Here is a 19973-nt window from a genome sequence, read left to right on the forward strand (position 1 = left end):
GTCGATCAAAGGAGACGGCACATGCACCGTGTCTGGCAGTTTTCGATTGCCGCCATCATCTCCACGGCCACGCTGAGTTCATTCACCGACCGTGCAGCAGCGAGCGAGTGGGGATGCGAGGTGCTTCTTTGTGCATCGTCTTCAGAGCCGTCATGGCGCAGCATTCCTGCCTGTCATCCACCAATGCACCGACTTATCTCGGCGATGAACAGTTGGGGGTTCTCCTGGCCCACTTGCCCCGAAGCCGGCACGGGTAAACCTGGCTATGAGGCGTATGACGACTGTCCGGCCGGTTGGAGCGCCGCATCCGGCTTCGAGAACCACGGCGGACGCCAGCAGAATATCTGCGTCCAGGTCCGAAACATCTGCGACTCACGATCCGGCGGGCGAACAGGCTGTGAGCAAACCGTCACGATGCCACGCCCTTTGCGGCAGGATCCCTATTATTTCGACATCAGACAGCATGACGGCAATGTCACGCGGCACTGGTTTAGCCTGACCCGGTAGCAAGCAGCACGAATGCCGGTTGCCGGCCCCGCATGCGGCCGTGCCGACGCGCTGTTTGGTTACAGGGAACGGCGCGATCTCGAACCGAGAGCTTCGGCCAAATGCGACCCGAAGGGGCGCAAGGTCGTGACCGCCTGTTGCACGTCATTGAGGCGTAAGGGTGCCGCCTTGGAAGTCATGAGCGCCATCACGTAGATCAGCTTTTCGTACGCATCTTCAGCAGTTGCCGGCTTGGATGAAAGCAGATGCGAATAAGCGCGCTTCTCACGCCAGCGATAGTAGATCAGCATTGGATAGCGCAGACGCAACTTCGTCTGCTCATGACGCCTATCCAGTGCGATCCGTTCAGCCCGAGATCGCTTGTGACTTGCGATCTTCGACGACATCGTCTTGTCGGATCGCGTGAATAGTCCAAGCATGCTTTGCTTACCGTGCTGAGTCCAAAGTCCACGTCCGCAATGCGCGAGGGGATACTGGCGGTCGCTGAGGACCTCCCGTACGGGAGAGAATGGTGCCATTCCGGCTGCGCTGCATCCGTCGGGCCAGTGAACCGCGCGATCAAAACCTGGTCTATGCCGGAATTCCGTGACGGCACCCAGTTACCGTCGACGCCACGATCATCTCCGACGCGCAACACCGGGAGTGTATCGTGCTTGCAGTCTCCAGATTGTCGCGGATCAATGAACCGTTATCTCTAGAGGGCGTCGGCACTGCGATGGCTCATCACGGAGAGCTTCTGCAAGGCGTGTTCGAAGTCGGGAACGGACGGCTTCATCGCGGACTGGTTACCCTGCCTCTCCCGGCGATGATGTCGCGAGCGACATTTATTGCCACCCGGTCAACTGACATCGCGGTGCGCCCGTATGGCAGGGCAAAGGCCGGCGTGGCGGCGCGGCGCACGCTCGATCATCTGGCTATCGCCGAAGGCGGTGCGGTCGAGATCGTAAGCGACATCCCTATCGGTCACGGCTATGGTTCCTCCACTGCCGATGTCGTTGCCGTTATTCGAGCGGTTGCGGATGCCTACTGTGCACACCTTCAGCCTTCGCGAATCAGCCAGTTGGCGGTCGCCGCGGAAAAAGCCAGCGATGCCATCGCCTTCGGCGAACAGGCGTTGCTCTTCGCGCAGCGACAGGGCGTCGTTCTGGAGCACTTTGGCGGTGCGTTGCCGCCCCTGCTCTTGGTCGGGTTCAAGACCCGTGACGGACTGCCGATAGACACACTCAATCTGCCTCCTGCACGCTACGAGCAAGCGGAAATCCAGCAATTCCGTGTCCTGCGGGGGTGGTCGCCCATGCCGTACGCTATCAGGATCCCAACTGCCTTGGCCGTGCGGCAACCGCCAGCGCACGGATCAGTCAGCGGCATCTGCCCAAGGAGCATTTCGACCAGGTCATGGCCATTGCCGAAGACGCCGGCGCCTGCGGCGTTCAGGTCGCCCATAGCGGCTCGTTGATCGGCATTATTTTCGACCGCACCGCAAAGAACCTGCGGCAGCGCGCTGGTCGGGTCGCGGGATTGGCAAAGCGGCTGGGTTTTGGAGATGTCGCGTTTCACCCGATAAATGACGACGGCGCGAGATGGTAGCTTTGGACGCCGACTACTTCCGTGAGCTCGAGACCCCGCGCATTGCGGTGTTGTCTGACAATCTGGTCGCAGCGGTGTTCCCTCTGATGAAGCTCATGCCGGCCAGATACATCCTGGACCGTGCCGCGGCGGACGGCTCACTTCGGCCCGGCCACCGCATCGTCGAGTCAACATCCGGAACATTCGGCATGGCTCTCGCGCTGCTGGCGGCGGCGCGCGGATACCGGCTCACGCTCGTCACCGCTTCGAGCCTCATCGACGCAAAGTATCGAGCGCGCCTGGAAGGGAGCGGTGCCAGGATGATCGTAACCGAAGATCCCGACGGCAATGGCGATCAGATGCGGCGTCTGCAGGAACTGCAGCGCATTCGCAGCGAGGAACCGCATTGCTTCTGGCCAAGGCAATATGACAATCCCCAAAACGCGCTGTCCTATGCAGGTCTGGCCGAAACGCTCGTGCGATCGATGGGCAGGATTGACTGCCTTGTAGGCTGCGTGGGAAGCGGCGGCTCGCTATGCGGGACAGGAGCATTTTTGCGTATGATCTTTCCGCAGATGTCCATCATCGCGGTCGACACGCACCGCAGCATCCTGTTCGGGCAACCTGTCGGCCGCCGGTTGTTGCGTGGTCTCGGCAACAGTGTATTGCCCGCCAATCTAGACCACGAACTTGTCGACGAAGTGCACTGGGTTGGCGCATACCCGGCATTCAGGGGCGCTCGCGACTTGTTACGCGAACATGGCATATTCCAGGGTCCGACCAGTGCTGCTGCCGCACTCGTCGCCAGGTGGACCGCCGACAATCGTCCCGGGGCCCGCGTCGCAGTCATCATGCCGGACGAGGGCCACCGCTACGCCGATACCGTTTTTGACGACGCCTGGCTTGCCTCGCTTCCTGGATGGCCAAGTGCATCGCCTTCCAAACCCCGAATGCTGACCACCCTCGAGCCCGCGTCGGAGACAGAGTGGACGCGATTTGCCTGGGCAAGACGCAGCCTCGATCAGGTGCGCCAAGCGCAATCTATGCACTAAAGGTTTCTGCGCGACTGGCGGCAGGCATTGCCGGCGTCTCAAGCAGTCCGGTATCCTTGTCGCGGAGCCATTCCCAAGCCTCGCCGGTAGATTGAAAAATCGTCTTGTGCGTGGGGCTCGTGACCGATTGATCGAGGTCCTTCAGGCCGCTGGCGGTGACGATTGCCACAACGCGGTCGTCATCGGCGATAACGCGCTGCCTGCGCAATTCTGCGATCGCCAGCAGGGGCGTGACCGACGCCAGTTCAGCGAATATGCCCTCCATGCGTGCCAGGCGCTCCTGCATCTCGACCAGCCCGTCATTCTTCACCGGAACCGCGCTTCCGGAGGAGTCGCGCAGCGCCTTCAGAGCCTGGTAGGTGCTGCGCGGGGCGCCGATCGAAATGGCGCGGCTTTCGAATTCCATCCTACGCTCTTCGAGCCTGTCACTGCCTGTGGCAAGCGCCTGCGCCAGAGAGCCATGCACCTCGGCAGCCACCATTCGCGGCAGCCGCGGGATCGCGCCCTGCGCAAACAATTCCTCGAATCCCGACCAAACACCCGACAGTGCGTCTCCGTAACAGACGGGGAGCACGCACCAGTCGGGGGCAATGCCGCCCGACTGCTCGACGATTTCATAAGCGATGGTCTTGTAGCCCTCGATGCCCAGGGCGTGGCTGCCAACGACAGGCGCTTGATAGGGCGAAGCCACGAACCAGCCATGGCGTTCCGCTGCTTGGGCAAGCAAGGCCCATCGATCCATCTTGTTGGCGAGCGGCAGAACCGTTGCGCCGTACTTCCTGATCTGCGCCAGCATCGCTTCAGCGGAGCCGCCAAAGGTGGCGACAACACAACGCAGACCCGCGCGCGCAGCGTAAGCAGCCAGTGAGGCGCCGGCGTTACCGGAAGAAGCCGTCGCCACGACCTTTGCTCCCTGCGCCCTGGCCACCGACACTGCAACCGTTGAAAACCGGTCCTTGTGCGACCAGGTCGGGTTACGGCCCTCGTCCTTGATGAAGAGGTTCGCAACTCCCAATAGTCGGCCGATCCGGCTCGTTTCAACCAAGGGCGTCTGCCCTTCCCCGAGCGAAACGGCGTCTTCCGCCGAGCAAGGCAGAGCATGGGCATAGCGCCACAACGATCGCGGTGGATTCGCCGCGATCGATAGCGGATCAGCGGTTGAGGCATAGACGGGTCTGAGATTGGCCGGCGCGGTTTCGTGACAGGCCGGACAGCCCCTTGAATCGATCTCGACCGTGGCCGGATAGGACCTGCCGCAGCGAATGCAGGTGAGCCCGACGACGGTGCCTCCCCCGGCACCACGGCCATATCGGTTCCAGTGATTTTTGCCTTCCGAGGGTGTGCGGAATTTGGTTCCGAGAGGCCTGCGCGAAGCGTGCTAAGGGGTTGACTGGCCATGGCAATTCCTCCGTGCAGGATCGTTCATCCACGCCTCGGTTCAAACAGGCGGTGATGCCGCTGTCAATGCGGAATGTTCACTAGAGTGTGTCGCACCATAGTGTGCATCGGCGCACTGCTTGCAGGATGAATCTTCGCGCTGTGTTGGGTCTGAACGTGCAACGGCTCCGCCGGGGAAAAGGGCTGTCTCAGGAGCAGCTTTCTTTCGCCGCGGGCGCACGCGGGCGTATATCAGCAGCGTGGAAGCCGGCCGGCAAAACGCTACGCTGGATACGCTGGCAGCCCTGGCGAAGGCGCTGGACGTTGAGCCGAAGGACCTCATCACTGCAACAGCACCGAAGCGTCACACTGGACGCTCAACCAAGCAGCCAGCGCGTGGCTCACGGAACTGAAGCTCCGCGTTTACAACCTGCGGCATGCCGACCAAAAAATAGTGCCTTCCTTGACTCCTACAGTAGACAATCGACGTCCGCGGCGTTGAAGCCGGTTGCGGAACACGCTTAGGTTGAAGAAGTGGGGTGTTCAGGTTGAAGCTGCGGGGCATGTCGAGGTTTATCGATGAACAACGCTGCCGTTGGAGAGCTTTTCGCTGCGATATCGGCGATCGACGATTCAACTTCGTCTGATCGCGCACTCGAAGTATTTCAGGGCGTTCTCATCGGTACGGCCTGCAGCGTTTTCTGATCACGGGATTGCCGGTCCCTCAGGACAGCGAATGGCATCGTGAGATCCTTCATGACGGGTGGGCGAGCGAATGGTTCGCCCGCTACGAATCCGAGGGGCACTTCCTTTACGATCCTTGCGCCGCACGCAGCCGTCTCGCGGCCGAGCCGTTCCTCTGGCATGAACTGCGCGCTGGTCGTCTGACAACACGTGCCAGTCTGGTGATGGACGAGGCCGCCGAATTTGGCATGAAGGACGGCTTATGTGTGCCAATCCATATGCCGCTGTCTGGACCGGCTGTGGTGACGGCAGCAAGCGATCGGATGGAGATACCACCCGGCACGATGCCTCTGTTCGAAGCGCTGTGTGTTCACCTCTTTCGTAAAATAAGCTGCTTGGAAAGCAGACCGGGTACCGAGGAGTGTAAGCCCCTGACGCCGAGGGAGCGCGAACTCCTGCAATGGAGCGCAGACGGTAAATCGGCCGACGATATTTCCTGCATCCTCGGCGTAACGACGAATACGGTGGAGAGCCATCATCGCAACATCCGCGAGAAGCTGAACGCCATCAATGTGGCCCATGCCATCGTGAAAGCACTGCGAAGGCATGAAATTCAGATTTAGCTATACCGAAATTCCGGGATGCTTTTTCCGAACGCATTCGCCTACCACGCCTCCATTTGGCTGGAGGCGTCATGGTTCGTATTCACGTGGTCACTTGGGCCAACAGGAAACAGTACAGGGTCTTGCTGGAGCGCTATTTTCGCATCCGCTACGACATATATGTGAAGCGACGACAATGGCGTTCCGTGGCACGACCCATCAACATCGAAATGGATGCGTTCGACACCGAACATGCCATCTACCTGATGGCGCTCGATAGCGCCGGCAAGATCGTCGGCGGCTCGCGTCTCGTCCCGACCTTACAGCCTCACCTCCTGGGCGATGTGTTTCCGCAACTCGCAGTCGCGGGGCCACCGCGGGCGTCGGATATCTATGAATGGACGCGCTTCTTCATCGATCCCGCCCTGCGCAGCCGCGGCTCCCCGTCGCCGGTCGCCGGCGTTGTTCTCTGCGGCCTACTCGAGGTCGCCCTGAAACTCGGCATTCGCCAGATCAGTGTCGTCTGTGAATCGTTCTGGCCAAAGCGTCTGCGTGCCCTTGGATGGAGCATTGCTGAGCTGGGAGATGTCGTGCAGCACGAGGACGGCGACATCATCGCGCTGTTGATCGATGTCACGCCGGATGCAATCGGGAGCACTCGCCGCGCCTACCGCATCGACCGGCCGGTCGTGATCGATTTACCATCGCCGGCATGACGGTTCCCGACGGTGCCGCCCGAAGGTCGTTCATTAGAATCGCTACCTGAGGCCGCCGGCCGCGATCTCATCCGCGCCGTCAGGATGCCCTTCGCACCCGTGACGCCATAGTCGGTCAATCCCCGGATTCCGTGAGACTGGTCTGCATGACTGGATGCCAGGATGATGATCAGTCTGACCGTTCGGAGTGGGAGAGATGACAGTCACATTGCGTGTGCTTGGGCTCGACGATGAGGCTGTTGTTGCCGACATCGCCGTCGACCCCGACAAGGCGGCTTACGCCGGTGGGCCAATTGGCGACATCTTCGATCAGCTACGAGCCTCCCCGCCGCGCCAGACCCCCTTTGCACTCGCCGATGGCGACCGGGTGGTGGGGTTCATCGTTGCACGGGAAAAAGCAGCCCTGCCCGTCTGGGCGGAGGCAGGCTGCATGACGCTGAACAATCTGCGGATCGACACACGCCTGCAAGGGCGCGGCTACGGCAAGGCTGCGATCCGCCTCGCCGCGCAATGGATCTCACGGGAACGGCCGGATGTCACACATGTGATGTCGAGCGTGAACGTCGCCAATCTCGCTGCTTTCCATTTGAACCTTGCCTGCGGCCTGACGCCCACGGGGCGGATTTTCGACGGACGCATCGGTCCACAAAGGCTCATGATCGCCCCCGTCGAGCGCGTTTGTGGCGATCAGCCCGGATCGACGTCGACCAGAAGCTTGTAGAGGCAATCACCTGGCTCGGTCAGCATCGGCGCGCGCCGGCAGGCAACCATGCCTCCTTCGGTGAATGCGACCGGTTCCGGCGCTTCCCACGGCCGATGGATGGTGTGAATGACCCCGGCGAGCTGGCCAGCTTGCACGACCTCGCCCATACGCGCCGCCGGTTCGAACAGGCCCTTGCGCATCGCGTAGACGAAGGCGCCCCTGCCCCGCACGCGCATGAAGCGGGTGGGCGATGCGGGGCCGGAATCCTCGCCTTGCAGAATTCCATAACGCTGCAGGACACGCCGCAACCCTTGCTCTGCAATGGCAAGGCCCGCCCGCGAGAGGGTGGCCCCACCGCCGAGTTCGGCGGTGAGCACCGGCACACCAAGGCCCTGGCCTGCTGCCGAAAACGTTGTCATGCCGCCTCCACCTGAGCCATCGCTGATGGAGGTAATCGGGGCAGCGAACGCGGTCGCAAGGTCGGTAAGCTCACGATTTTCGTCTGGCCCGCCACCACTTCTGATCAAGGCGCACGGGAGGTAGTGGCACGAGCGACCACCGGCATGAAGGTCGATGGCGACATCGGCCATGGCGAGAAGCACCGTGGTGACATAATGCGCGATCATCGCCGTCGGCTCGCCAACCGGATCGCCCGGAAACGATCTGTTGAGATTGCCGTCGTCCAGAGGTGACACGCGCCGGCCCGCCTCGACGGCGGGCGTGTTCAGTGAAGGCAGAATGATGATCCGGCCGCGAACATCCGCTGCTTCGATCTCGCGGCACAGGCGCGCAAGCGCAACCTGCCCCTCATATTCGTCGCCATGGTTGCCACCGACAAGAAGAGCCGTGGGCCCTGCACCGTTTCGGATGCACACAATCGGGATTGGCACCACGCCGTAACCCGATAAATCCGTTGAATGGGGCACGCGCAGCCAGTCGCACTGCCTCCCATCCGCCTCGAAATCGAGCGGCGTCCAAACCTGCGTCGAACCTGTCATTGACGTCCTCTCAGTGCTTCAGGATCTTTTCGAGAAAAAGCCGCGAGCGGGGATGTCCCGCCGAGCCGAAGAAGTCGCGGGAGGATGCGCTGTCGAGGATGCATCCCCGTCCATAAAGACGACCTGGTCAGCGACTTCCCGCGCAAAGCCCATCTCATGGGTGACGCAGACCATCGTCATGCCGTCGCGGGCCAGCGTGACCATGACGTCGAGGACCTCCTTGATCATTTCCGGATCGAGCGCCGATGTCGGTTCGTCAAAGAGCATGATGCGAGGGTTGAGGCACAGTGCCCGTGCAATCGCCACGCGCTGCTGTTGTCCGCCGGAGAGCTGGCCGGGATAGGACTTCGCCTTCTCAGGTATTCTGACCTTTTCCAGATGGGCCATGGCGATGTCTTCCGCTTCCGCGCGGCTCCGGCCGGCGACGCGCCGCAGCGCCAGCGTGCAATTGGAGAGCACCGTCAGATGCGGAAACAGGTTGAAGCTCTGAAACACCATCCCGGTCTGGCGCCGCGCGCGCGCCGTCTCCCTGGCATTGAGACCGAGCATCGTCCCCGCAAGACGCAACGTGCCCTGCTGATAGGTTTCCAGCCCATTGATGCAGCGGATAAGGGTCGATTTGCCTGAACCCGACGGCCCGCACACCACGACGCGCGTACCGCTTCCAACTGTCAGGTCGACGTTTTTCAGCACGTGCAGGGCGCCGAACCATTTGTTGAGACCCTGGATGTCGACGATGGTATCCGATTGTGTGCTCATGCCCTCTCCTGATTTCTCGTGGATCTTCGTCGACCAGCATTCCATCGGCGGCGTCATGGTCATCGTGCGCCCACCGCGAGGAGCCGCCGTTCCAGACGTTTGACGCCGTGGGAAATGGCGAGCGCCAGCACCAGGAAGATGATGCCGGCGACGACCAGCGGCTCGGTATACCGATACGTCTCCGAGGCGATATCGAAGGCCTGGCCCAGCATTTCCGGAACCGCGAGCACTGCCAGGTAAGGCGTCGCCTTGAGGATCGAGACGAAGTAGTTGCCGAGCGGAGCCGCGATGTTTCGCAACATCTGCGGCGCGATGACATGGATGACCGCATCGCGCCGGCTAAGCGACAGCGCACGCGCTGCTTCCGACTGACCCCTCGGGATGGCATCGATCCCCGCCTTGAACACCTCGGCCAGATAGCCGCTGTAATAGAGACTGAGACCCATGACGCCGACTGTCATGGAGCCGAGGCGAATGCCGTAGAACGGGAGGACGAAGTAAAGAAAATAGAGCCACGCCAATACCGGCGTCGACCTGATGAAATCGATCACGAAACCAATCGTGAGGCCGGCGATGCCACCGACCCGGTGTACCATCTCGAAGAGAAAGCCGGTTGCAGCTGCACCAATGCAACTGACGAGCGCAACGAACAGGGTCGTGCCCACCGCGCCTAGGATTATCGGTACGCTGGACAATGCGAAGGCCAGATCAAATCCCATCAGCGCGGCTCCCGGGTGCTGCGACACGCCTCTCCAGCCAGCGTCCCGCGAGCGCGATCGGATAGCAGACGACGAAGAAGGCGAGGAGGAGTGCTGTGTAGATCGCGACGGGTTTGTATTCGACCTGCGCGATTTCCTTGGCGCGGAACGTCATGTCGGTCAAAGTCACGAGCGACACCAGGGCCGTCGCCTTTACCAGCTGGATGACTGTGTTGACGAAGGTCGGGCTCATCGTGATCAGCGCCTGCGGCAGTTCGATCAGGAGCAGGATTGCCGGGCGTGACAGGCCGAGGGCTGCACCGGCCTCCCTCTGGCCTGACGGAAGCGCCTGGAGACCGGCGCGCACCGCCTGGCTGGCATAGCCTCCTGCATTGAGGCCAAGCACCATGGCGCTCACCGTCATGGCCGACAGGGTGATCCCGACGACGGGCAGCGCATAGTAGAAAACGAACAGCAGGATGATGACGGCGGAGCTGCGCCAGAATTCGATGACGCCGGTGACAGCAGCCGCGCGACGCCCCCGGTGAGGTATTGGGCGACGCCGAATGCGAGCGCAAAGGGAATGGCAAAGACCAGACCATAGGCGGTGACGGCGGCCGTTGTACCGAGCCCCTGCAAAATGCCCAGCCAGATATCGATCAGCGTCATCTGCGTCTCACGGCTCTCTGTTGCAAAGGTCGGTGGCGGTGATGCCCGGCGGCACCGCTTCCGCTTCGCCGAAGCCGTATTTCCCCATGATCGCAGCGAAGGCTTCGGTGCCTTTCAGCTTGGCCAGCTGTTCGTCGTAGAGGGCGCGCAGGTCGACATCTTCCTTACGGAAGGCGATCGCCGCGAAATTTGTACTTGCTTGACCCACATCGAATGGCAGGGCTCGTTCGAGGCCGTGCGCGTTGCCGGCCAGAAGCCCGATAACCGTCGGCGAGGCCATGAGTGCTGTGTCTATACGTCCGGCGCGCAGCGCAGAGAGGTTGGATTCGATATCGGGAAATAGCAGCATGCGGGTCTCAGGCACGCCTGCTGCCTTCGCATTGGTGGTCACCACGCTGCCGCGCCCGGCGCCCATGATGATGGTTTCATCGTCGGCGATGTCGGCATAGCCATGGATGTCCTTCGGATTGCCCGCGAGCACGATAGCCGCGTCAGGAGCCTGCAGGTCCGGTGCGCCGAACGCGACCTGCTTGCAACGATCGGGCGTAATCGCGAGACCCGACGCCACGGCGTCGAAACGGCCCGCCAGCAGGCCCGGAATGAGGGCTCCGAACTCGGTCACCTGAAACTCCAGGTTGGTAACACCCAGTTCGGCAAAGGCGGCTTTGAGGATATCGGGGTGCCAGCCGGTGGGCTCGCCCGTTTTGTCGTCGCGGAAGCCCCAGGGCGAGCGGTTGTGGATGCCGACAACGATCCTGCCTTCGCGCAGGATCCGTTCGTTGGTCGTTTCGGCCGTCGCGTTCCCGTTCCAGCTTAGAACGAGCGCCGCCGCGATCCCCAACAGCCCCATTCTCCTCAATGCCTGTGGTGCCATTTCCACCTCTCCCTTTGAATTGTTTGATGTCACGCGTGGTAAAGGTCGTCGGCGATCTCCTGGTCGCTGTCCGGAAGCGGAGATGCATCGACGTTTGCTTGCCCCATCAGACGAAGGAGATCCTCCAGGGCGGAGCGCAGGTGCGGCGCCGGAAAATCCGTCAGGTCTGTATTGTCCTCGAGCTCGGTCAGAATGACGGTGAGTTTGGCAGCGATGCCGGCAAGGGAGTGCGCGGGGGTCATGGGGAGGCGCTCCAGCAGTTCTTGCTCGCGCGCGACTGCCAAGGCCTCGGCCGCTTTTGCTTTTGCATAGGCCTGCATTATGCCGCCACGGCCCCCTGCCCTTCTGGCAGGCTTTCCGTCGACGTTCTGGGAGGACTGTCCGCACTCCAGCAGCTCGGTCTCGAGCCGCTGTTGCCTCAGGCACTGTTCCGCCATCGCGGTATGCGCCTCTGACCATGCGCGGGACAACGACAAGACCGGGTCAGTGGGGGTTGCTCCGCAGTCCGCAAAGCAGATCGTAGACGCCGTCCGACTCGTCTGTGAAGGCGTGACGGAAGGCAAAGTCGTGGTATTGTCGGAATCAGCCATGATCCGAGCTCCAGACAGCTTGGGCGTGGTCAGGCCGTGCTGGATGTTTGCCCATCCTGCACGGCTGCATTGCAAGAGGGCATTCTGACCACCGAAGATATTATGTCAAGGATATAATTTGATATCACCTGATCAAATTCGTATGGCGCGGGCAGCCTTAAGATGGGGGTGCGAGATCTAGCTGCGAATGCTCAAGTGACCGCGGCTACGATCACTCGTATCGAGAATGGCAAATCTGCGCATTCTGCTACCCTGCTCGCTATCCGTGCAGCTTTCGAAGCCAGCGGAATAGAATTCATTCCTGAGAACGGCGGCGGTCCGGGCGTGCGCTTGGCTAAACGATCCGCTCAGTCTTAGCTTCACCTCCAGACGCTCGCCCGACATGCTGGCATTGGTGGGGACGGATGATTAAAGCGTAGCGTCACACCCTCAAATCGAGTTCATAGTTGATGATGGTGGCGACCTGGGCGTACGCCCAACTCGAAGATGCAAATTAGGCGGCTTGCTACCTAGGCCGGGTCACATATAGGTCGCATTATTGATCGCGTCGTGGCACTTGGCGCGACAAGAGGTTGCCTGACGCGGCCTCGGGAATGGTTGCGTTTGCAATGTCCTGCGGCAATTCGCTGATCTCATTGCCCAGCCCGCCCTCGGCCGAGGTTGCCTCCGTATCCGGCTCGGCTGTCGACGCCGCAGGTCTGCCTTGAGCCGCAGCTGAGGTCTGGACAGGCGAGACGTTCGAGCGCGTATCGTCCATACGCACAAGTGGCACCCCCTGCGGAAAAATAACCTCGCGTGCTTCATCGGGCATCGAAACACCGTGCTCGACGAGCGCCCGCTTGATGAGCCGAAGTGCCGAGGACCGCACCCTGTGCGGTGAAAGCGTACGTCCGTCTATCCAGAAGTGCGCTTTCAAGCTTACTGTCGCAGGCCCCAGCGCATCCACCAGCACCATGGGTGGCGGCTCGTTCAGGATCGCTTCGTGGCCGCGCAAGACCTCCACGATCAGGCGCTGGGTGTCACCGATCGACGCATCGTAGCCGATGCCGACGTCCGTCGTCACGCGCCGCGCCGGACCCGCCGTGTAGTTCACGATCGTGCTCTTGAAAACGGTCGCATTTGGTATCTGCACGTGGTTGCCGTCAATCGTCAGAAGAATTGTCGATCGCGTGTTCATCGTCTGCACCACGCCTTCGAATCCCGCTACACCAATAACGTCGCCTTGCCGGAAAGGCCGGCGGATGCTGAGCATCAGGCTTGCCAGGAAGTTCTCGGCGATGTCCCGGAACGCAAATCCCAGCACGATGCCGATCACACCGGCGCCCCCAGCAGCGAGACCGCGAGCCCCGTCAGCCCGGCCAGCTGAAGCAGGAGATAAACGCCGACCAGAAGCACCGGTATTGCCATCGCCCGTGCGATGACGTTGCGCAGGAAGTCCTGCTCGACACGCGGCGCGAGCACCCGGCGTATAAGCGAGGCGATCGCGTTCGACAGCCACCACGCGAGCGGCAGGATCAGCACCGCAAGCGCGATCAGCGGCAGCGAAACGGCGATCCTGCGGGCCAGCGCCTCGATCTCCGATAAGGCGGGCGCGAGATTCCAGCTTACCTCCTCGCGCACATCAATCCGGTTCACCACTGCAACCGTCCCCTCGGTCCGCGCTGCCAGATCGCGCGCCCACGTCCGCTGCTCCCGAGAACCCGCGATTCCGTCAAGGAACACGATTCCTTCGTCGACAGCGATCTTGACACTACGATACCAGCCAGTCGCTTCCAGTATGCGGCTAATCCGCTCCTCAATCGCTTCGTCGCGCGCCACAGGCTCGATGGTCACCGCCTGCTCAGGTGCGGTGGGCTCTTCGACCGCTTGGGCAGCCGCCTGTACTGACATTAGGAAGAAAATAGCAAGGGCCGACCAGGACAGCCGTCGGGAAGCCACCAACGCCCCGCCGGCACTGATTTTCAGCTTTGTCATACGATCCTCTCCCTTGCCGGCACACATTCGACTGGAGAGTGTCAGTAGATGGCAAGCCTTCCGTGCGATCAACCGAGCGGTCAGAAACTTTCTTGATTGTGACGTCCCGCGAGCGGTTTTGGGTAACTCGGGAGCGGGCCGGGCCGAAAACTGCCATGGCAGCTTTGCGCCGCCATTTCTGCCGTTCAATCGGTAGATAGCAGATGCTGAAAGCAGCCGTTTGCCAAGAGGGCGGGGCAGATGTCACCCGCCAATGAGATGTACGCAACCGATCGCACTTAACCTGCGAGGTAATTGATGTGTTTGTTCTAAGGAGCTGTGGCGCTGATCGTGACCGCCGGAGCAGGGATCGGCACCACCTTCGCTTTGTGATGATTGATGACACTCACGATGGCGTCCAGGAGAGGCTCAAACCCATCGAACTTCACGTTTGCCTTGTCTTTGGCTACGACCTGTGTGGCGAATACTTTTTGTCGTAGTATTTCGTGGGATCCTTGCTCGCATTGGAGCTATTGAACGTCTTAGAGTCCGCGCCGAAACTGCTCATGAGTGGCGCGCGATGCGTCTGACGAGGATATGACTGCTGCGGCGTAGAGGAATGCGGTGGTGGATTCGATAGTGGCCTCCGCGTCCTTCCAGAGCCTTCGGTTGCGGTTGATCCAGGCGAAGAAGCGTTCGACCACCCATCGCCTTGGCTGGACGGCGAAGCCGACCTGAACGGGCTTCCGTTTCACGATCTCGACGGCGATGGAGGTAGCTTCCGCGACACGCGGTCCCTGATAGCCCGCGTCTGCGAAGACCTTGCCGACGAAGGGAAACGGTCGCCGCGAGGCCTGCAGAACCGAGCCTGCACCGTCGCGGTCCTGGATGCTTGCAGGGTGCGGAAACAGCACCAACGCCCGACCGTCGGTGTCGACCAGCGCGTGACGCTTGCGGCCCTTGATCTTCCTGCCGGCGTCATAGCCGCACGGCCCGCCGCTCTCGCACGTCTTCACACTCTGGCTGTCGATGATCGAGGCTGTGGGCGAGGCTTCCCGGCCGCAGCGCTCGCGGTCCAGCATCAGCAGTCGATGATTGATCTTCTCGAACAGGCACTCATCGCGGAAGCGGCGGAACCAGCGGAAGACCGTGCTTCTGAGCGGGAAGTCTGACGGCAGAAGCCGCCAGCCGATGCCGCCGCGCATGACGTAGAAGATCGCGTTCATGATCTCGCGCAGCGACCATCGGCGCGGCCGCCCCGTCTTCGCCACAGGTGGCATCATCGGCGCGATCAAATTCCACTCCCGATCCGTCAGGTCGGTTTCGTAGCGGAGGTTCTCTCGGCTATGCTGGCGACGGGTAGCTGGCGTCCACATCAGGTCTCTCCGAATAGGCTTCGACACCAAATTCGGAATCACGACCGCGCCAGCTACTCAACCCTTTCGAGACGGGCTCTAAGATAGCGGATAGCCGCGCCGGCTGCTTGTGGCACGCCTTTGACTTCACTGCTGGGCATGGCTTTCGCACAACGCCGGCGGGCCGAACCAGTGCCGTGATGCTCTATATCGTACCCAGCCGAAGGGATTAGCAAACGTCTACCGATAGTCAAGATGCCATCGCCGGAGTAGAAGGCTAGGATGCAGTTTGTGTGCCTACTGGCTGATACTTGATGGCGATACCTGCAGCACGTTCTCTTCATGCTTTCATTACGCGAGTGATGTTGATCATGGCGATTGGCACATTTCAACCAATTGGGCCTAGCTTCCATGTGCACGCAATCTATGGAGATCCCCACCGGCATACTGCCAATGAACATCATGATCACGAGCGCAGTTCGGCCTGCGGTACAAATTGCGAACAGTCTGGCGGCCACGCGCACTCGGCCAACCAATCTCATGAGGTCCCATCAGCAGGGGCGGCTTCGTTGCTGAGTTTTCCGCAGCTCCGTCATGTGCGACCGCGTCCTACACTGCAGAAATTATCTCGGCAAACTTTCGCTGCAATCAAGAAGCCACCCCGTTTGGATTCCCGAAGGCTTATGACTTCAACGAATCTAAACGGGAAAAAATACGATGACAGCTACGTTCGTTTTGGCTGGATCAATGAGGATATTTCCGAATCGATCCTATAGCATCAATGATTCGAAGATCAATTATTTCCTACCAGTGCGATCTATTTCGCACAATGAATACAGGCATTATCAACAGAAATCTACGTTGGTTAGCGAATCCTTCGTAAAGAAATTCGGAGGATATCTGTCATGACTATCGCATTACTTGGTTTATTCGGCTGCGGCAACAGCGGCAACGACGGTTCTCTTGAATCTATGTTAAACTATTTGCAGGCGGTCCTACCTACAAGCCCACTAATCTGCATCTGCCCAGCGCCGGCTGTGATTTCACAGCGCTACGCAGTGCCCAGTATCTCTGTAGGCGGTTCAGAGCTACACGGGCGCATTGCGCTTGTCGACAGAGCGCTGGCCGGACTGCCCCGCATGACGTTAGGTCTGGCGCAAATATTTATAAAGCTGCGCGGTGTGAAGGTCCTTGTTATCCCCGGGACCGGCATCCTTGATGATTTTCAGGAAACAGCCTCCGGGTGGCCATTCGTTCTCTTTCGCTGGTGTGTGGCAGCAAAGGTACTTGGTATACCTATCGCTTTTGTTAGCGTCGGCGCAGGACCTATCATGCATCCATTGAGTCGATTTCTGTTCAAGAAATCAGTAAAATGCGCGTCTTACATATCCTATCGCGACGAAAGTTCTAGAAAATATATGCATGAAATCGGAGGCAATTTTATAGATGACCAATGCTATCCTGATTTGGCGTTTAATCTTCCTACTCCGTCGCGATCTGCATCCTCAGAACGATTAACCATCGTGTTGGGCGTCATGTATTACCAGGGATGGAAGAAATCCGACTCCAGCGGCCCAAGCATATACGAGCGCTATTTGGGCAAGCTTGCCTCCTATGTGACGAAGCTCGTTAACGAGGGTTACCGTGTGCGGCTGATTACTGGCGACGTGCTCGACGCAACTGCAATTAGCGATCTTCTGAGTCGCCTCAAACCCCACACTTGCGACCAAGTCGAAACGTGCAATACGGAATCACTCCATGCGGTGATGGAAGCGATGATGGACGCAACGCTAGTCGTCGCGTCCCGCTATCACAACGTCGTCTGCGCACTCATGATGGGGCTACCGACGATATCGCTGAGCTACAATGCGAAGAATGACGATCTACTGGAGCGGTACAACCAGCGCGAGTATCGGCAGCACATCGAATGTTTCGAGGTTGATATACTCATGAACCAGACGCGGAACGCAATAGATAATGCGCCATTGATCCAATCAGAGATAAACACAGAAAATAAAGCCGTTAAAGACAGCGCAATGCAGCAAGGAGAACAGATTTTGTCTGTACTTAGCATCTAAAACCATTAGAAGACACCGTTATTGATATATGGAGTATTTACTGTCATAAGATTTATACGTCACCTTTGGAGAGCTGTAAGAATGTCCTTGCGGCTCTCCACCTTTCACAAAGCATTGGAGGCGCAGGCCGGAAGATCCCCGATCCGGCGCCTAAACGCATAAAACGTATCTGCGCCGCAACGGGACACCCCTGAAGGAACGAGCCCTAACCGCGCGCCAAGACACTTGAAAAACGCGCGTTCCAGCAGTGTACGACAGCGGTCCGGAGAAGGGCAAAGAGCTACCTGCGATTACGTTTGAAGACCAATGGGTATCCAGGAATCTTCTGCTCACTTCGATGTTGTCGCGGAAGCTTTGCGTGGTCTCGATGGTGGGAAAGCCAACGTCGCTGGCCCACCCACCATCTTCGGCGCAACTTCCCCGATATTGAGTCACTGGGGATGGCGGACCGTACGTAAGCGGTATTATCAGATCATGCGCTTGAGCTCGCTGTAGGCGATCTGGGAGGTCTTTCACCGGGCGCCGGTCCGATCGCGAGGTAAGCTGGGTATGTCGCCGCGTGGCGCGGTTCCGGGACCAGTTTCAAGGCATGATGGACGCGATTTGGGTCGGTCGGCGTGTCATGGCTGTGATCGGCGCCGTGGTGTTCGGGGTGCGCCTCGTCGAGGTCGTCCCCATGGGAATAGCCGTGATGGCTATCCGTCGTTCCCATATCGCCGATCGCGACGCCATGGGCGTCAGCCATGCCCGGTCCAACGGGGAACGCGAAGGCAGCAACGGCGACGCAGCGCGCGGCAATCAGCAATGTTCTTGCAATCGCAAACAGGGTTCGGGACTTCCTCTTCGGCGCCAGCCTCGCACTGGACGTAAAGCCTGATCTCTCTCTAGGCAAGGCGAACGACGGGACAAAGCAGGCGGCTGCCTAAGCCGATTGGTGGACGCACGCCTCGGAATGGTAGCTGTCCAAGCGCCGCGGGAGGCATACTATTTCCCAAACCCTCCCCATGGAGACGGTTCACCGTGGACACAGATAGCGAGCCGCTGGCGCAACAGAGACATTTCTGGAATGGCTGGAACAGCGAAAACCGCGAAAGGTCCGTACAGGATGTCAGCCTCCGTCAGGCAGAGGTGGTCCTCGGTTGGCTGGAGCGTCTTGGTCGACGCGACCTCAATATTCTCGAGGTCGGATGCGGAACGGGCTGGCTGTGCCCGAAATTGCTGCGTTACGGACGCGTGACCGGAACCGATCTTTCCGATGAAGTGCTCGACAGGGCGCGGTCGCGGGTGCCGGGAGCACGCTTCGTAGCCGGGGATTTCATGAAGCTGGCATTTGACGGCGGTGCATACGATGTCGTGGTCGCGCTGGAGGTTCTGTCGCATGTTGCAGATCAGCAGGCGTTCGCTGAAAAGGTAGCGGGGTTGCTGAAGCCGGACGGTTACCTGATGCTGGCTACGCAGAACCGCGTCGTTTTGGAGCGCTTCAACCGGGTGCTTCCACCTGGGCCCGGCCAGCTACGGCGGTGGCTCGATCGGCGTGAACTCGCGGGCCTGCTCGAACGCGATTTTGCCGTGAAGGAGCTCTTCTCTGTTTCGCCCAGGGCGAACAAGGGCGTGATGCGGCTGATCAATTCCCGAACGCTGAACAGGCCGGTCCGGCTGCTCGTTGGAGACCGGTTCGAAAGCCTGAAGGAGCGGCTCGGCCTCGGGTGGACCTTGATGGCCCTGGCGAGGAAGACCTGACGCCGGCCCTATGCGGCAATCGTGTTTGCAGCCACTACCGCAAGTATCGACCCCACGACGATGTGGATCGCACGCGTGGTCCGTTCAAGCAGCCGGTGTCAATCGGCTCGGAATGGGGACCCTGGATCGGCGTGCAATCGAGACCCCCTCGTAGGGCTCGACGGTGAGCGCCCGACCGGGTGGAGCTGGTCGGGGTTGCGCAACCCGGTCGGGCGCGTGGGTTGAGCTCCCTGGCTTTAGCTTTGAGATCGGTTCTTGAAGCGCCAGGACTCGTTGCCGGTTTCGATGATCTCGCAGTGATGGGTGAGGCGGTCGAGCAGCGCCGTCGTCATCTTGGCGACGCCGAAGACGGCGGGCCATTCGCCGAACGCAAGGTTGGTTGTGACGATGATCGAGGTGCGTTCGTAGAGCCGGCTGATCAGGTGGAAGAGCAACTGTCCGCCGGCCTGGGCAAAGGGCAGATAGCCGAGTTCATCGAGCACGGCGAAGTCGAGCCGGGTGAGGTAGTCGGCGAGGCGTCCCTGCTTTCCGGCACGGTGCTCGGTCTCGAGGCGGTTGACCAGATCGACGACGTTGAAGAAGCGGCCGCGGGCTCCATTGCGGATGAGGGAGCGGGCGATCGCGATGGCCAGGTGCGACTTGCCCGTGCCGGTGCCGCCGATGAGCACGGCGTTGCGCTGGTCGGCGACGAAGGCGCCGGTGGCGAGGTCGCGCACGAGCGTCTCGTTGACGGGCGTGTCGGCGAAGTCGAAGTCGTCTATGTCCTTGGCCAGCGGCAGCTTGGCGACGGTGAGTTGGTATTTGATCGAACGCGCCTGCTTCTCGGCGATCTCGGCCGACAGCAGGTCGCCGACGACCCTCGGCGGCTCGTGCTGGCGCTTGATGGCGGTGGCCATAATCTCGTCGTAGGCGCTGCGCATGCCGTAGAGCTTCAGCGTTCCCATCAGGTCCAGAACCTGGGTGCGTTCCATCAGCTTGGCCTCCTGAGACTGTCGTAGCGAGCGCAGTCGGCCTGCGGCTCGTGTCGCAGACGCAGCGCGTCGGGTGTGAGG

At 60.4% G+C, this 19973-nt stretch carries 22 protein-coding genes and 3 pseudogenes; 12 read left to right on the top strand and 13 right to left on the bottom strand.

Features of this window, described 5'->3' with window-relative positions; genetic code table 11:
• Positions 1-21: 21 nt before the first annotated feature.
• Complete coding sequence (locus HK436_RS24430; RefSeq protein ID WP_173194244.1) at positions 22-507, top strand: hypothetical protein; 486 nt, start codon at positions 22-24, stop codon at positions 505-507.
• A 59-nt stretch (positions 508-566) separates the two neighbouring features.
• On the opposite strand, the gene HK436_RS24435 is transcribed toward HK436_RS24430, so the two are convergent.
• Positions 567-893 carry a hypothetical protein gene (locus tag HK436_RS24435; RefSeq protein ID WP_173194246.1) on the bottom strand — a complete coding sequence of 109 codons (327 nt, stop codon included), beginning with the start codon at positions 891-893 and terminating at the stop codon, positions 567-569.
• Between the two features lie 422 nt (positions 894-1315).
• On the opposite strand from HK436_RS24435, the pseudogene HK436_RS33205 reads away from it, so the two are divergent.
• The 3 genes and pseudogenes from HK436_RS33205 to HK436_RS24445 form a co-directional block, all read left to right on the top strand.
• Positions 1316-1543: pseudogene (locus HK436_RS33205) on the top strand (GHMP family kinase ATP-binding protein); the annotation flags it as partial.
• A gap of 248 nt (positions 1544-1791) precedes the next feature.
• Positions 1792-2094 carry a hypothetical protein gene (locus HK436_RS31765; RefSeq protein WP_312860724.1) on the top strand — a complete coding sequence of 101 codons (303 nt, stop codon included), beginning with the start codon at positions 1792-1794 and terminating at the stop codon, positions 2092-2094.
• Positions 2088-3125 (top strand): PLP-dependent cysteine synthase family protein, encoded by a 1038-nt coding sequence (locus HK436_RS24445; protein WP_173194248.1) that lies wholly within the window; start codon positions 2088-2090, stop codon positions 3123-3125. Before HK436_RS31765 ends, HK436_RS24445 begins: the two co-directional genes overlap by 7 nt.
• Here the strand turns inward: HK436_RS24445 and HK436_RS24450 are convergent.
• Complete coding sequence (locus HK436_RS24450; RefSeq protein WP_312860754.1) at positions 3115-4266, bottom strand: threonine synthase; 1152 nt, start codon at positions 4264-4266, stop codon at positions 3115-3117. The two genes, HK436_RS24445 and HK436_RS24450, sit on opposite strands and share 11 nt — an antisense overlap.
• Before the next feature lie 496 nt (positions 4267-4762).
• Between HK436_RS24450 and HK436_RS33210 the strand changes: the two genes are divergently transcribed.
• From HK436_RS33210 to HK436_RS24470, 4 genes are all read left to right on the top strand, one after another.
• Positions 4763-4915, top strand: coding sequence for a helix-turn-helix domain-containing protein (locus tag HK436_RS33210; protein ID WP_312860725.1), 153 nt, complete (start codon positions 4763-4765; stop codon positions 4913-4915).
• A gap of 300 nt (positions 4916-5215) precedes the next feature.
• Positions 5216-5809 (top strand): LuxR family transcriptional regulator, encoded by a 594-nt coding sequence (locus HK436_RS24460; RefSeq protein ID WP_244649386.1) that lies wholly within the window; start codon positions 5216-5218, stop codon positions 5807-5809.
• A 71-nt stretch (positions 5810-5880) separates the two neighbouring features.
• Positions 5881-6504 (top strand): acyl-homoserine-lactone synthase, encoded by a 624-nt coding sequence (locus HK436_RS24465; RefSeq protein ID WP_173194250.1) that lies wholly within the window; start codon positions 5881-5883, stop codon positions 6502-6504.
• A gap of 196 nt (positions 6505-6700) precedes the next feature.
• Positions 6701-7225, top strand: a complete 525-nt coding sequence (locus tag HK436_RS24470; RefSeq protein ID WP_173194252.1) for a GNAT family N-acetyltransferase — start codon at positions 6701-6703, stop codon at positions 7223-7225.
• Here the strand turns inward: HK436_RS24470 and HK436_RS24475 are convergent.
• The 7 genes and pseudogenes from HK436_RS24475 to HK436_RS24500 all read right to left on the bottom strand — a co-directional run bounded on the left by HK436_RS24475 (position 7192) and on the right by HK436_RS24500 (position 11795).
• Positions 7192-8205 carry a succinylglutamate desuccinylase/aspartoacylase family protein gene (locus tag HK436_RS24475; RefSeq protein ID WP_173194254.1) on the bottom strand — a complete coding sequence of 338 codons (1014 nt, stop codon included), beginning with the start codon at positions 8203-8205 and terminating at the stop codon, positions 7192-7194. The genes HK436_RS24470 and HK436_RS24475 overlap by 34 nt on opposite strands.
• Positions 8206-8215: 10 nt before the next feature.
• Positions 8216-8964: pseudogene (locus tag HK436_RS24480) on the bottom strand (amino acid ABC transporter ATP-binding protein).
• A 59-nt stretch (positions 8965-9023) separates the two neighbouring features.
• On the bottom strand, positions 9024-9683 hold the full coding sequence (locus tag HK436_RS24485) for an amino acid ABC transporter permease (RefSeq protein WP_173194256.1): 660 nt from the start codon (positions 9681-9683) through the stop codon (positions 9024-9026).
• Positions 9673-10173, bottom strand: coding sequence for an amino acid ABC transporter permease (locus tag HK436_RS24490; protein ID WP_312860755.1), 501 nt, complete (start codon positions 10171-10173; stop codon positions 9673-9675). Before HK436_RS24490 ends, HK436_RS24485 begins: the two co-directional genes overlap by 11 nt.
• Positions 10083-10331 (bottom strand): hypothetical protein, encoded by a 249-nt coding sequence (locus HK436_RS33215; protein ID WP_312860726.1) that lies wholly within the window; start codon positions 10329-10331, stop codon positions 10083-10085. The genes HK436_RS24490 and HK436_RS33215 overlap by 91 nt, the downstream gene beginning before the upstream one ends.
• Positions 10332-10338: 7 nt before the next feature.
• Complete coding sequence (gene ehuB / locus HK436_RS24495; protein ID WP_173194258.1) at positions 10339-11205, bottom strand: ectoine/hydroxyectoine ABC transporter substrate-binding protein EhuB; 867 nt, start codon at positions 11203-11205, stop codon at positions 10339-10341.
• Between the two features lie 29 nt (positions 11206-11234).
• Positions 11235-11795, bottom strand: a complete 561-nt coding sequence (locus tag HK436_RS24500) for a hypothetical protein (protein ID WP_173194260.1) — start codon at positions 11793-11795, stop codon at positions 11235-11237.
• Between the two features lie 142 nt (positions 11796-11937).
• On the opposite strand from HK436_RS24500, the pseudogene HK436_RS33755 reads away from it, so the two are divergent.
• A pseudogene (locus HK436_RS33755) lies at positions 11938-12152 on the top strand (transcriptional regulator).
• Between the two features lie 178 nt (positions 12153-12330).
• Here HK436_RS33755 and HK436_RS24505 read toward each other — a convergent pair.
• From HK436_RS24505 to HK436_RS24515, 3 genes are all read right to left on the bottom strand, one after another.
• Positions 12331-13110 (bottom strand): mechanosensitive ion channel family protein, encoded by a 780-nt coding sequence (locus tag HK436_RS24505; protein ID WP_173194262.1) that lies wholly within the window; start codon positions 13108-13110, stop codon positions 12331-12333.
• Positions 13107-13769: a BON domain-containing protein gene (locus HK436_RS24510; RefSeq protein ID WP_173194264.1), complete on the bottom strand. Its 663-nt coding sequence runs from the start codon at positions 13767-13769 to the stop codon at positions 13107-13109. Before HK436_RS24510 ends, HK436_RS24505 begins: the two co-directional genes overlap by 4 nt.
• Positions 13770-14312: 543 nt before the next feature.
• Positions 14313-15124 (bottom strand): IS5 family transposase gene (locus HK436_RS24515; protein WP_244649387.1). Its coding sequence is split into 2 segments (ribosomal slippage): positions 14313-14347 and positions 14347-15124, totalling 813 coding nucleotides; the frame shifts between segments, so codons are not numbered across the junction.
• Positions 15125-16008: 884 nt separating this feature from the next.
• Here HK436_RS24515 and HK436_RS24520 point away from each other — a divergent pair.
• The 3 genes from HK436_RS24520 to HK436_RS24530 all read left to right on the top strand — a co-directional run bounded on the left by HK436_RS24520 (position 16009) and on the right by HK436_RS24530 (position 18921).
• Positions 16009-17181, top strand: a complete 1173-nt coding sequence (locus HK436_RS24520; protein ID WP_173194268.1) for a polysaccharide pyruvyl transferase family protein — start codon at positions 16009-16011, stop codon at positions 17179-17181.
• 622 nt (positions 17182-17803) lie between these two features.
• Positions 17804-18058 carry a hypothetical protein gene (locus HK436_RS24525; RefSeq protein ID WP_173194270.1) on the top strand — a complete coding sequence of 85 codons (255 nt, stop codon included), beginning with the start codon at positions 17804-17806 and terminating at the stop codon, positions 18056-18058.
• A 143-nt stretch (positions 18059-18201) separates the two neighbouring features.
• Positions 18202-18921, top strand: coding sequence for a class I SAM-dependent methyltransferase (locus HK436_RS24530; protein WP_173194272.1), 720 nt, complete (start codon positions 18202-18204; stop codon positions 18919-18921).
• Between the two features lie 236 nt (positions 18922-19157).
• Here HK436_RS24530 and istB read toward each other — a convergent pair whose 3' ends face one another.
• Positions 19158-19892 carry an IS21-like element helper ATPase IstB gene (istB, locus tag HK436_RS24535; protein WP_173194274.1) on the bottom strand — a complete coding sequence of 245 codons (735 nt, stop codon included), beginning with the start codon at positions 19890-19892 and terminating at the stop codon, positions 19158-19160.
• Between the last annotated feature and the right edge of the window lie 81 nt (positions 19893-19973).

Source organism: Neoaquamicrobium sediminum (genome assembly GCF_013240295.1).
Classification (GTDB): domain Bacteria; phylum Pseudomonadota; class Alphaproteobacteria; order Rhizobiales; family Rhizobiaceae; genus Aerobium; species Aerobium sediminum.